13 protein-coding genes are annotated in these 12,035 nt (G+C 73.6%); 5 read left to right on the forward strand and 8 right to left on the reverse strand.

Annotated features, from left to right (window positions below; translation table 11 throughout):
- Nucleotides 1-5: 5 nt before the first annotated feature.
- Together ACODT5_RS12595 and ACODT5_RS12600 are read right to left on the reverse strand one after the other, a co-directional pair.
- Complete coding sequence (locus ACODT5_RS12595; RefSeq protein WP_422519251.1) at nt 6-722, reverse strand: hypothetical protein; 717 nt, start codon at nt 720-722, stop codon at nt 6-8.
- A gap of 21 nt (nt 723-743) precedes the next feature.
- On the reverse strand, nt 744-1,601 hold the full coding sequence (locus tag ACODT5_RS12600; protein WP_422519252.1) for a hypothetical protein: 858 nt from the start codon (nt 1,599-1,601) through the stop codon (nt 744-746).
- A 193-nt stretch (nt 1,602-1,794) separates the two neighbouring features.
- On the opposite strand from ACODT5_RS12600, the gene ACODT5_RS12605 reads away from it, so the two are divergent.
- The 4 genes from ACODT5_RS12605 (at nt 1,795) to ACODT5_RS12620 (ending at nt 4,982) form a co-directional block, all read left to right on the forward strand.
- Nucleotides 1,795-3,381 (forward strand): amidohydrolase, encoded by a 1,587-nt coding sequence (locus ACODT5_RS12605; RefSeq protein ID WP_422519253.1) that lies wholly within the window; start codon nt 1,795-1,797, stop codon nt 3,379-3,381.
- Nucleotides 3,382-3,419: 38 nt separating this feature from the next.
- Nucleotides 3,420-3,641, forward strand: coding sequence for a hypothetical protein (locus tag ACODT5_RS12610; protein WP_422519254.1), 222 nt, complete (start codon nt 3,420-3,422; stop codon nt 3,639-3,641).
- Nucleotides 3,638-4,375, forward strand: coding sequence for a 4'-phosphopantetheinyl transferase family protein (locus ACODT5_RS12615; protein ID WP_422519641.1), 738 nt, complete (start codon nt 3,638-3,640; stop codon nt 4,373-4,375). Before ACODT5_RS12610 ends, ACODT5_RS12615 begins: the two co-directional genes overlap by 4 nt.
- Nucleotides 4,376-4,454: 79 nt before the next feature.
- Complete coding sequence (locus ACODT5_RS12620) at nt 4,455-4,982, forward strand: GNAT family N-acetyltransferase (protein ID WP_422519255.1); 528 nt, start codon at nt 4,455-4,457, stop codon at nt 4,980-4,982.
- Nucleotides 4,983-5,078: 96 nt separating this feature from the next.
- Here ACODT5_RS12620 and ACODT5_RS12625 read toward each other — a convergent pair whose 3' ends face one another.
- From ACODT5_RS12625 to ACODT5_RS12650, 6 genes are all read right to left on the reverse strand, one after another.
- Nucleotides 5,079-6,287 carry an acetylornithine transaminase gene (locus ACODT5_RS12625; protein ID WP_422519256.1) on the reverse strand — a complete coding sequence of 403 codons (1,209 nt, stop codon included), beginning with the start codon at nt 6,285-6,287 and terminating at the stop codon, nt 5,079-5,081.
- Complete coding sequence (gene argB / locus ACODT5_RS12630) at nt 6,284-7,222, reverse strand: acetylglutamate kinase (RefSeq protein ID WP_422519642.1); 939 nt, start codon at nt 7,220-7,222, stop codon at nt 6,284-6,286. Before argB ends, ACODT5_RS12625 begins: the two co-directional genes overlap by 4 nt.
- 89 nt (nt 7,223-7,311) lie before the next feature.
- Nucleotides 7,312-8,463, reverse strand: a complete 1,152-nt coding sequence (argJ, locus tag ACODT5_RS12635; RefSeq protein ID WP_422519257.1) for a bifunctional glutamate N-acetyltransferase/amino-acid acetyltransferase ArgJ — start codon at nt 8,461-8,463, stop codon at nt 7,312-7,314.
- Nucleotides 8,460-9,563: an N-acetyl-gamma-glutamyl-phosphate reductase gene (gene argC, locus ACODT5_RS12640; RefSeq protein WP_422519258.1), complete on the reverse strand. Its 1,104-nt coding sequence runs from the start codon at nt 9,561-9,563 to the stop codon at nt 8,460-8,462. The genes argJ and argC overlap by 4 nt, the downstream gene beginning before the upstream one ends.
- 78 nt (nt 9,564-9,641) lie before the next feature.
- Complete coding sequence (locus tag ACODT5_RS12645; protein ID WP_422519259.1) at nt 9,642-10,310, reverse strand: isochorismatase family protein; 669 nt, start codon at nt 10,308-10,310, stop codon at nt 9,642-9,644.
- 176 nt (nt 10,311-10,486) lie between these two features.
- A complete protein-coding gene (locus ACODT5_RS12650; RefSeq protein ID WP_385375132.1) occupies nt 10,487-10,699 on the reverse strand; it encodes an MbtH family protein in 213 nt (70 codons plus the stop codon).
- Nucleotides 10,700-10,885: 186 nt separating this feature from the next.
- On the opposite strand from ACODT5_RS12650, the gene ACODT5_RS12655 reads away from it, so the two are divergent.
- Nucleotides 10,886-12,001 carry an alpha/beta hydrolase-fold protein gene (locus ACODT5_RS12655; protein ID WP_422519260.1) on the forward strand — a complete coding sequence of 372 codons (1,116 nt, stop codon included), beginning with the start codon at nt 10,886-10,888 and terminating at the stop codon, nt 11,999-12,001.
- Nucleotides 12,002-12,035 lie beyond the last annotated feature (34 nt).

The following is a 12,035-nucleotide window of genomic DNA, read 5'->3' on the forward strand; positions in this document are numbered from 1 at the left end:
CACGGTCAGTCGCCCTTCGGCAGGCTCCCGTACGAGAAGGTGCACCGGACCGTCCCGTCGGCCGCCGGCACGAGACGCACCTGCTCGACCGGCATCTGCACCGACTTGCCCGCGGGCTCGTCCCACAGCGAGACCGTCCCGCCGGCCTCCCCGAAGGAGACGTACGGGCGCTCCGGACGGAGGACGCCACCGCGGGTGGCGAGCTTGGCCGCGGGGACGGTCGGTTCGACGCACATCCACTCCGGTTCCACCCCGAAGTAGGACGGCAGCTCCGCTTTCCGGACCGCCGCCGCCCGGAAGTCCTTCACCGCGCCGCCCACCGAGTCCAGCGCTTCTGCCCCGCACAGCGCCAGGGCCGCTGCCTGAACGACCACGCACAACGGGACCCTGAGCCGCTCGACGGGGTCGAAACCGGGTGCGTGCACATGCTTCGCGATGCCCCACAGGGCCGGCACGAACAGGACGAAGCTCAGCAGGCTCAAGAGCTTCACCGCCGATGCGGCCTGCCAGATGGCGGGCACATCAAGGTCTGGGGGCGTCAGGTCGAGGCTGTCCGCGTACATCGCGTGCAGCACCGACCCGGAAGACACCACGAGGGACGCGACCACCGCGAAAGCCAGAGGCACCGCCCAGGCGAGCCATTCGCCCCACGTCCACTGCCGGACCAGGAGCGAGATACCTCCGACCGTCGCCAGGACGGCGAAGACCGACAACATCTGCACCGGCGTCCAGCCCCTGCCGTCTCACATGTCCGCGCCAAAGGAGACGGCGAGGAGGAAGGTGGCCAGCGCACCGCAGAGGAAGAGGCTCCCTACCCGGCCTCCGGACGCGAACATGCCGTGCGCCAGCCTGGCTGCCGCGAGGAAGCACAGGACCGCCGCGCCACCCCACACCCACATCCGAACGCCGCCGTGATGCCGGGCGAGCACGGCACAGAAGGTCATGGCGAACAGCCAGGCCGCGAGGCGGTTCGCCCTGCGGTGGAAGTCCTCCTCGCGGCGCGGCACGATGTGGCCGCGCTCCCGGCCGGAGTTCGCCCGTACGTCGGTGACGGGCGCGGGCGCGGAGCCCCCGTCCAGGTCCATCCGGGACACCCGGCGGGCCTCCGACGCCGTGCCCGTCACCACCGTCCCGGTGTCGTGGTAGCCGCGCCGCTCCGTAAAACGCGCCCGTGTCACCGCCGCCGCGCGCCGCAGCTTCGCCATCGTCGTCGAGGGTCTCGGGGCGGGTACGCGGGGCGGGCGGTGGGCAACGCCATGCACCCACCAGACGGTCAGCTGCTCCCTGTCCCGGTCCATCGGCTCGCAGCGCCGGGCGTACATCTCCAGCCGCTTCACCCGTGCCAGCCGCTCCACCTGCCAGCCGGCGGCCCGCCCGGTGCGCCGGTTGCGGGCTCCGAAGAACCGCACCTCCACGGAGTACAGCCGCGCCGAGGCGTCGGCCCTCAGCACCCCCTGGGACACTCCCTCACCCCGCGCGTACGAGGTGACGACCGGCCAGTCCCGTTCCGCGAAGGCCCGTTCCGCCTCGTCCCAGTCGCGTTGACCGCCCCGCACCTCGACCAGTACGAGCACCCGCTGGTCGTATCGCTTTCCCTGCACCGCTCCCCCTTCCGGCTCGCGCAGCGTAGATCGCCAAGGGGTTCCCGCACCACGCATCGCGTGAAAGGAGAGGCCCACATTGACCGGCTGCCGAATGTACGGTTAGGGTTACCTAAGTCGGATGTGGCAGCCCCTGGCCCCCTGTCCTGACCCGTGTACATGCGCGTTGCCGCCAGGGGGAGTTGGACCGCCCGTGCTGTGTTCGAGGCTGGTCAACGCGAACATCGTCACCATGGATCCGGACCGGCCCTTCGCCCGTACGCTGGGGATCTGGCGGGGGCGGATCGTGGGGCTCGACGAGGACGTGGCCTCGTTGCCGGCTCGGGAGGTCGTCGATCTGCAGGGTGCCACCCTGCTGCCCGGGTTCATCGACAGTCATGTGCACCTCGCCTGGACCGGGCTGAAGCAGAGCACCCCGAGCGTCGCCCCGTGCGAGCGGGTCGAGGACGTGCTGGCGGTGGTGGCGGAGGCGGTCTCCCGTTCTGCGGGCGGGGACGGGGCCTGGGTCGATGTCATGGGGTACGACCAGCGGGCGCTGGGGCGGCATCTGACCGCCGCCGAGCTGGATGCGGTCAGCCCCGGGCGCAAGGTGTTCCTGATGCACGACTCGGGGCACGGGTGCGTCGTGAACAGTGCGGTGTTGGAGCTGCTGCCCGACGGGGTTCCGCATCAGGACGGGTTCCTCGCCGAGGGGGCCATGACCGCCGCGCGGCGGCTCCGGTTGCCGTACGGGCAGGACGAGATCGCCGATGCCGTCGAGCGCGCGGCCCGGACCTGCCTCGCCGAGGGGGTGACCGCCGTCGCCGAGGCGGGCATCGGGGGCGGGCTGCTCGGCCACAGCCCCGTGGAGCTCGGCGCGTACCAGCTGCTGCGGGACCAGGGGAGGCTGCCCCTGCGGGTGCAGCTCATGCCCGCGGGCGATACGTTGCGGCCGCGCGAGGCGCACCGGGAGGACGGCATTCCACGGGCTCTGGACCTGGGCATGCGCACCGGGTTCGGCGACGACTGGCTGTCGCTGGGCGCGCTCAAGATCTATACCGACGGCGGGATGATGGCCCGTACCGCCGCGCTCACGGCCCCGTACGTGGGCACGGACCACACCGGGCAGCTCCAGGACGAGCCCGAGCGCCTCACCCGGATGATCATCGACGGACACCTCGGCGGCTGGCAGCTCGCAGTCCACGCCATCGGGGACCGCGCCGCCGACCTCGCGCTCGACGCGCTGGAGGAGGCGCAGCGGCTGCGGCCCCGGCCGGACGCGCGGCACCGGATCGAGCACGCCGGGCTGATCCGCCCCGACCAGCTCCCGCGCTTCGCGCGGCTGGGCGTCAGCGCGGTCGTCCAGCCGGCCTTCCTGTACTCCTTCGGGGACGACTACGCGGACGTGATGGGTGAGGAGCGAGCCCCCTGGATGTACCGGGGGCGCGGGTTCCTGGACCACGGGGTGACGCTCGTGGGGAGTTCGGACCGGCCCGTCACCGACGGGGCCCCGCTGCGGGCGATCCAGTTCATGGTCGAGCGCGCCTCCGCCTCCGGGCGGGCGATCGGGCCCGGCGAGGCGGTCACCGTCGAGGAGGCGCTGCGCGCCTACACGGTCGCCGGTGCGTACGCCTGCCGGTGGGACGACAGGGCCGGCAGCCTCACCCCGGGGAAGCGCGCCGACCTGGTCGTCCTGGGTGACGACCCGCGGTACGTCGATCCCTCCCGGATCAGTGCCATCGAGGTCGTGGAGACCTTTGTTGACGGACGCCAGACGACGACGGATGCGGGAAAGCTGTGATCGGTGTGAGTGGTGTGGGCGTGGGTGTGGGTGTGGGTGTGAGTGGTGTTCTGGAGCGGTTCTCGCCGCTGTGGGAGGTGCCCGAGATGCCGCCGCGCTGGGTGATCTGGCACGCGGGTGCGGGTGACTCCTTCGTCTTCGACCGGGAGTTCAACATGCCCGTCGACGTGGACGACGCGCTCCTCGGGGAGGTCCTGGGCCGGATGCGCGAAGTCGGGGCCCCGGAGGGCGACACGTACCCCGGCCGCCCGTGCGGATGACGGCCGCGGCGGACCTGGCCCCCGGCACCGACGCCTCGCCGGAGCCCTGGCTCACCTCGCCCGGACCGGAGCTGTGGGCGGTGCGCGTGAGCCTGTACGCGGATCGGGCGCGGGAGCTGGAGGGGATGCTCGACGATGCCGAGCGGGCCCGGCTCCAGGGGATCCGGCGCGCCGGCGACCGTGACCAGTACCGGGTCGCGCACGTCGTGCTGCGGCAGTTGCTGGGCGACCGGCTCGGCCTCGATCCGGCGCGGGTGCGCTTCTTCCGCGAGCCGTGCCCCGGCTGTGGCGGGCCGCACGGACGGCCGGCCGTGCCCGGCCTGCCGCTGCACTTCTCGCTGTCCCACGCGGGGGACGCCGTGCTGGTGGGCTTCGCAGACGGTCCGGTCGGAGTCGACGTGGAGCAGCGGCCCGCGCCCGACCTGGCCGTCCAACTGGCCTCCGAGCTGGCGGATTTCCTCCATCCGGCCGAGCGCGCGGAGTTGTCGGCGCTGCCGGCCGTCGAGGTCCCCTCCGCGGTGGCCCGCTGCTGGTCGCGGAAGGAGGCCTACCTCAAGGGGATCGGCATCGGCCTCGGCGGGAACCCGTCCCTGACGTACGTGGGCACCGGCGCCGCCCCCTCGGCTCCACCGGGCTGGGCCGTCGACGACCTGCCCGTCTTTCCCGGCTACGTGGCGGCACGCGCCGTCCGTACGGGCCGACTTGGCCCCACCGACCAGGTAAGGCTAACCTAACCTCGACCGTCCCGCCGGGAGGCCTCCGCCTCCGCACCCGCCCCGCACGCACGCACGGCGGAACCGAGGAAGGAACACCTTGACCACGGCCACGCTGCCCCCTGCCGCCGCGCACGCCACCCTGCCGCCCCGCGCCCCCGCTCCCCGGTGGCACGAGGTCCCCGAGTTCACGGTGCGCCCGGCGCGCCGGGACGACGGCCCGGCGCTCGCCGCCCTCTCCCGGCCGTTCGTCCACGCGGGGGCGCTCCGCGAACGCCCGCTCTCCCTCTACCTCTCCCGGGCGTCGGACTTCCTCGTCGCGCAAGCGCCCGACGGAAGCCTGGAAGGCTGCCTCGGTCTGCGCGAACACCCCGCCGCCGGCGTGCTGTACAACTTCTGCGTCGCGGCCCACCGGCAGGGCTCGGGCATGGGCGCCCGCCTGCTGCACGCGGCGCTCCTCAGGGCCCGCAACCGCTCCCTGGCCACGCTGTTCACGGCGACGACCGGCAGCGGCCGCCTCTTCCTCCTCAACGGCTTCCTCCCGGCATCCCCGGCCCTGGCGCCGGCCGACTGGGCCCGGTCCCTGGACCCCGCCCGGGGCGCCCGCGTCCTGTCCCTCACCCTCTAGCGACAGCGCGGGGAGACGGCGAAGGGGCGGGCCCCTGAGGGACCCGCCCCGGCCGTACGCCGCCTGCCGTACGGCGCCTGCCCTACGCCCCCGGCCCTACGAGGCGTCGAGGATCCCCGGCAGTGCCGCCACCAGGGCATCGGCGTGCTCCTGGGGCAGGGTCAGGGCGGGTGCCAGCCGTACGACGCCCGCGCCCGCCGCGTTCACGAGGAACCCGGCGTCCTGCGCGGCCCGCTGGACCCGGGCGGCGACCGGCTCGGCGAGGGCGATGCCCAGGAGCAGGCCGGCGCCCCGTACTTCCCGGACCAGGGGGTGTTCCAGGGCCTCGATGCCCCGCCTCAGCTGCTCCCCCACCCGCGCGGCGTGGGCGAGCAGCCCCTCCTTCTCGATGGTCTCCAGGACGGCGAGCCCGGCCGCGCACGCCACCGGGTTGCCGCCGAAGGTGGAGCCGTGCTGACCGGGGGTCAGCAGTTCGGCGGCGGCGCCGAAGGCGACCGTGGCACCGATCGGCAGGCCGCCGCCCAGCCCCTTGGCCAGGGTGATCACGTCCGGCTCCGCTCCCGGCTCCGCCTGGTGCGCGAACCAGTGGCCGGTACGGCCGATCCCGGTCTGCACCTCGTCCAGTACGAGCAGGGTCCCCGTGGCGCGGGTGATCTCGCGGGCCGCGCGCAGGTAGCCCGCAGGGGCCGGGACGACTCCCGCCTCGCCCTGCAGGGGTTCCAGTACGACGGCGGCCGTGTGCTCGGTGACGGCCGCGCGGAGCGCCTCCGTGTCCCCGTAGGGAACGTGCGTGACCTCCCCGGGCAGGGGCAGGAAGGGGGCCTGCTTGGGCGGCTGGCCGGTGAGGGCGAGCGCCCCCATCGTGCGCCCGTGGAACCCGCCCTCCGTGGCGACCAGGTGCGGGCGCCCCGTCCGGCGGGCGATCTTGAAGGCGGCTTCGACCGCCTCCGCGCCCGAGTTGGCGAAGAACACCCGGCCGGGCCTGTCCAGCAGGGCCAGCAGCCGTTCCGCCAGCGCGACCGCCGGCTCCGAGACGAACAGGTTCGAGACGTGGCCGAGCCGGGCGACCTGGTCCTGGACGGCAGAGACGAGGGCCGGGTGGGCGTGCCCGAGGGCGTTGACGGCGATGCCGCCGGTGAAGTCCGTGTACGCGCGGCCGTCTTCGTCCCAGACCGTGCTGCCCTCGCCCCTGACCAGGGCGAGCGCGGGGGTGCCGTAGGTGTCCATCATCACCGCGCGCCAGCGGTCGGCGAGCGGCGGCGTCGTGCTGCCGGTGAGCGGTGTCGTCGTGCTGTCGGCGGTCACGCGCCGTCCCCCTTGCCGTCCGGCCCCTCCGGGCCGGGTTCCTCGTCCGGTACCACCGTGGTGCCGGGTCCGTCCTCGGTGAAGACTCCGCGCAGCAGCGCGTGCGGTACCCGGCCGTCGATGACCTGCGCCTTGGCGACGCCCGCCCGTACGGCGCGCAGGCAGCCCTCCATCTTGGGGAGCATGCCGCTCGCGAGCTCCGGCAGCAGGGCGTCCAGCTCGCCGGCCGTGAGGCGGTCGATCACCTCGGTGCTGTGCGGCCAGTCGGCGTACAGCCCCTCGACGTCGGTCATCACCACCAGCCGGTCGGCCCCCAGGGCCACGGCCAGGGCCGAGGCCGCGAGGTCGGCGTTGACGTTGTAGACCTGGCCGTCCTCGCCGCGCGCGACGGGCGAGATCACGGGGATGCGGCCCTGCTCCAGCAGGCCCGCGATCGTCGCGGCGTCCACGTCCACGATGTCGCCGACCAGGCCGATGTCCACCGGCAGGCCGTCGACCCAGGCCGGGCGGCGTACGGCGGTCATCGTGTGGGCGTCCTCGCCCGACAGGCCCACGGCGAACGGCCCGTGGGCGTTGATGGCTCCGACCAGTTCGCGCTGGACCTTGCCGGTGAGCACCATGCGCACCACGTCCATGGTCTCCGGCGTGGTCACGCGCATCCCGGCCTCGAAGCGGGTCTCCAGGCCGAGCCGGTCGAGCAGTGCGCTGATCTGGGGGCCGCCGCCGTGGACGACGACGGGCCGCAGGCCCGCGTGCCACAGCTCCACGACGTCCTGGGCGAACGTCCGGTGCGTGGAGGGGTCCACCATCGCGTTGCCGCCGAACTTGACGACGACCGTGCGGCCTTGGAGCTGCTCCAGCCAGGGCAGGTCCCGGGGGGCCGGCACGGTGACCGGCGCGTCATCCCACGTCCGCGTCCACGTCTGCTTCCGCATCGTCTCCGCCGTCTCCGCCGTCTCCGCCGTCTCCGAGGTCATCGCCGCCGTCGCCTCCGCCGTCATCTCGACCGTCATCTCGGCTCCGTTCACGAGCTGTAGGCGCTGTTCTCGTGCACGTACTCGGCCGTCAGGTCGTTGGTCCAGATGACGGCCGAGGAGTCGCCGGAGCGCAGGTCCACGGTGATGGCGATCCGGCGGCCGGACAGGTCGACCTTGTCCCGCGGTTCTCCCTCGGCGCCGTCCCGGCACACCCAGACGCCGTTCATGGCCACGTCCAGCCGGTCCGCGTCGAAGTCGGCCGAGGTGGTGCCGATCGCGGACAGCACGCGGCCCCAGTTGGGGTCCTCGCCGTGCAGTGCGCACTTGAGGAGGTTGTTGCGGGCCACCGAGCGGCCCACCTCCACGGCGTCCGCTTCCGAGGCCGCGCCGACGACGGCCACCTCGATCTCCTTGGAAGCGCCCTCGGCGTCCGCCACCAACTGGAGTGCCAGGTCCCGGCACACGGCGTGCACGGCGGCGGTGAGCTCCGCGGTTTCGGGCGTGATGCCCGAGCTGCCCGAGGCGAGCAGCAGCACGGTGTCGTTGGTGGACATGCAGCCGTCCGAGTCCACCCGGTCGAAGGTGGTGCGCACCGCTTCGCGCAGCGCCGCGTCGAGTACGTCCGCGCTCGCGTCGGCGTCCGTGGTCAGGACGACCAGCATCGTGGCGAGCCCGGGGGCGAGCATCCCGGCACCCTTCGCCATGCCCCCGACCGTCCAGCCGGGGCCGGCGGCCACCGCCGTCTTGTGGACGGAGTCCGTCGTCTTGATCGCGACGGCCGCCTCCTCGCCGCCCTCGGGCGACAGCCGGTCCGCGGCGGCGGTGATGCCGGCCGTCACCCGGTCCATCGGGAGCCGGACGCCGATCAGGCCGGTGGAGCAGACCGCGACCGCGTCGGCGGCGACCTCCACGGCCGCCGCGGTGCGCTCCGCCATCGCCCGTGTGTCCTCGGCGCCACCGGGACCCGTACAGGCGTTCGCGCCGCCGGAGTTGAGGACGACGGCGGAGATCCGCCCGTCGGCGAGCACGCGGCGGGACCAGCGTACGGGCGCGGCCTGCACGCGGTTCGAGGTGAAGACACCGGCGGCGGCGCGCGACGGCCCCCGGTTCACCACCAGGGCCAGGTCCGGGTCACCGGACTCCTTGATGCCGGCGCGCACGGCGCCCGCCAGGAATCCCCGGGCTGCGGTCACACTCAAGGAGCCACTCCATTCACGGGCAGGCCCAGCCGTTCCGGCAGGCCGAGGGCTATGTTCATGCTCTGCACCGCGCCACCGGCGGTGCCCTTCGTCAGGTTGTCGATGGCGCTGACGCAGATCAGCCTGCGGGCGTCCGGGTCCACGGCGATCTGCACCTGGGCGGTGTTCGAGCCGAGGACCGCGGCGGTGGTGGGCCACTGCCCGGGCGGCAGCAGCCGTACGAACGGCTGGTCGGCGTACGCGGCTTCGAACACGGCGCGCACCTCTTCCTCCGTGGGGATCGCAGGGATCTCGGGGGCCTCGGAGGTCGCGGAGGTCGCGGAGGTCGCGGAGGTCGCGGAGCTGCCCGCGGCCGGGCGCAGCCGGGCCGAGCAGGTGGCGAGGATGCCCCGGGGCATGGGCGCCAGGGTGGGCGTGAAGGAGACCGTCACGTGCTCGCCGCCGGCCGCGCGGGACAGGTTCTGGGCGATCTCCGGGGTGTGCCGGTGGCCGCCGCCGACTCCGTACGGGCTCATGGAGCCCATCACTTCGGTGCCGAGGAGGTGGGTCTTGAGCGCGCGTCCGGCGCCGGAGGTTCCGCTGGCGGCGACGATGACGGCCTCGGGCTCGACCAGGTGCGCCGCGTAGGCGGGGAACAGGGCCAGGGTGACCGCCGTGGGGTAGCAGCCGGGTACGGCGATCCGGGTGGCGCCCTTCAACTCGGCGCGGATTCCGGGGAGTTCCGGCAGGCCGTAGGGCCAGGTGCCGGCATGGGCGGTGCCGTAGAACCGTTCCCAGGCGGCCGCGTCCCGCAGCCGGAAGTCGGCGCCGCAGTCCACCACCAGCGTGCCGGGCTCCAACTCCTCCGCCAGGGATGCGGATTGGCCGTGGGGCAGGGCGAGGAACACCACGTCGTGGCCGCGCAGGGAGGCGGCGGAGGTGTCCAGGAGGATCCGCTCGGCGAACTCGGGAAGCTGCGGCTGTACGGACCCCAGCTGACGCCCCGCGCTGCTGTGCGCGGTCAGCGCGCCGATCTCCACGGCGGGGTGCGAGCTCAGCAGGCGGAGCAGCTCCCCGCCCGCGTAGCCGCTGGCACCGGCCACCGCGACCCGTACGGTCATGTTCTTCCGCTCTCTCTCGGTTCGTGTGGGGCCGTCGGCGCAGGACGGCGCCCCGGTACGGGCGTTGGCGGGACGCGCTCAGGCATCCTTGCGCACGCTTCGGGACCCTCCGCCGAGCAGCAGCTCGCGGAGCAGGGTCTCGGTCGTACACACCACCGCACTGCGGGCGGCCCAGCGCAGGGCCATCTCGTGCTCCTCGGCGGAGAAGTCGGCGACGGCGTCGGCGACCACGAAGGGCTGGATGTCGTTCATGAAGGCGTCCGCGGCCGTCAGGAGGACGCCGAGGTGGGCGTGGACCCCGCAGACGATCAGCTGGTCACGCCCCTCCGAACGCAGCAGGCGCCCCAAGTGGCTGCGGAGGAAGGCGTTGTGGCGCACATTGGCCAGCACGCGTTCGCCGGGCCGCGGGGTGAGCGGCGCGATGATCGCGGCGGCGTCGGTCCCGTCGCCGATGCCCGGCCCCCAGACGTCCGCGGCGAGGCCGCGCTGACCCGGCGGCTGGGCGGCCGGCTCGGCGGTGAAGAAGATCGGAATCTCCAACGCCGTGGCGAGGGCCCGAAGTGCCGCGATGTTCTCCACGAGTTCCACGACCGGGGACCTGTCCGTCGGGAGTTCCCCCACAAAATGGTTCTGCATGTCGTGGACGAGGAGTGCGGCGCGGCCGGGGTCTATGGCCCAGGAGGCGCAGGAGCGGGGCAGCGCGGCGCGGTCGGGCATGGGGTAGGAACCGATGGCCGGCAGGCCCATGACGATCCCCTCCCCTGATGCCGCGCGAGCGGCCCCCGCGCAACCCTGCACAGTTAGCTTGACTTAGCTTAGCCTAACCTAACTCAACCCGATCCCGCTCGGGCGACCGACATGCAGCGGCCCCGGGCACACCGCGAGCGCGGCGCATCCGGGGCCGGGGCCTGGGCCGGTCCCGGTCAGGCCTCGACGGCCGCCGCGAGGGAACGGGGGCGCAGGTCGGTCCAGTTCGACTCGATGAACTCCAGGCACGCGTCACGGGTGGTCTCGGCGAGCGCGACCGTCCAGCCGCCGGGAGCCTCGGCGAAGGAGGGCCAGAGGGAGTGCTGACCCTCGTCGTTCACCAGGACCAGGAAGCGGCCGTCGGCATCGTCGAACGGGTTGGTGCTCATACTGGGGTTCCTCCAGGAGCCCGATGGGACCGGCGGGTGGCGTCGGCGTGCGGCGCGCACAGTCCGACAGCGGGCGCCGTGCCCGTGGGGAAGGTCGATCGGGAATGAAGAGAGCCGTTCACTTAGGTTAGGCTCGCCTAATTATAGAGCTTAACGTCTCCCCTTCCCCCTCACAAGGAGGCACCGATGGGTGCACTCGAACGGACCCTGGCCGAGGACGGCTCGGAGAGCCCCTTCGCCGCGTTCGACTTGCCCGCCGCGCCCGGCACCGACGAGTTCTGGGCGGCCGCGACTCCCGTGTCCGCGCCTTCCGGCGACGGCGGTTGGGTCACCCTGTTCCTGTGGCGCGGGTCCCCGACGGTCCTCGACTTCGAGAGCTGGTCGGACCCGGTCGCGCTGCTCCGGTGGCGCGACACGGACTGCTGGTACGCCGAGGTGCGCATGCCCGCCCGGCTCCGGGTGACCTACCGGTTCCTCGCGGATGACGGATCGTCGTACCCCGATCCGCTCAACCCCCTCCGGGCCGGCGGCGACCGGTCCATCGTCGCCACCCCGGACGCTCCGCCCCAGCCGTACTGGCCCGCCGTGGGCGCCGACGACGTACTGCCGCTGCCGCGCACCCGGATCCGCTGGGCGAGCGAACGGCTCGGCGGGAAGCGCACCGTACGGGTCCACCCGGTGGGCGGCGGCGGACCGGTGGTCCTGCTGCTCGACGGGGACGACTGGCTGTACCTGCACCCGGCCATGACCGCCTTCGACGCGGCCTTCGAGGCCGGCGACATGCCCCCGGCCACACTGGTGTTCCTGCCCACCAAGGACCGGCAGGCGGAGTTCGGTTGCCGGCCCGAGCTGTGGGAGGCGGTACGGGACGAACTGCTGCCGCTGGTCGCCGCGAGCGGGGTGCCCGCGGACCTGGACCGGCTGGTGGTCGCCGGGCAGAGCCTCGGCGGCCTGAGCGCCCTGTACGCGGCGACGGAGTTCCCCGAGCTGGTGTCCCGGGTCGCCTGCCAGTCGGGGTCGTTCTGGTGGACTCCGGAGGCCGCCGACCTGCCGGACCCGCTGGGCGGTCCGCGCGGCGGCGCCATCGCCGCGCGCCTGCGCGAGCACCCCGCCCCGCCCGGTCTGCGGATCGCCTTCGACCTGGGCGAGCACGAGACGCGCATGCTCCCCCACTGCGAACTGGTCGAGGCCCTGGCGGAACAGGCCGGTGCGACCGTACGGGTCTCCAGGTCGGCGTCGGGCCACGACCGGGCGGGCTGGCGGCAGGCCCTGCTCCGGGACGTCGCCTGGGCGCTGGCCTGACGGCCCAACGACACGGGGGCCCGACGACAAGAGG

It is taken from the genome of Streptomyces tatrensis, assembly GCF_049310065.1.
In the GTDB taxonomy this organism is placed as follows: Bacteria; Actinomycetota; Actinomycetes; order Streptomycetales; family Streptomycetaceae; genus Streptomyces.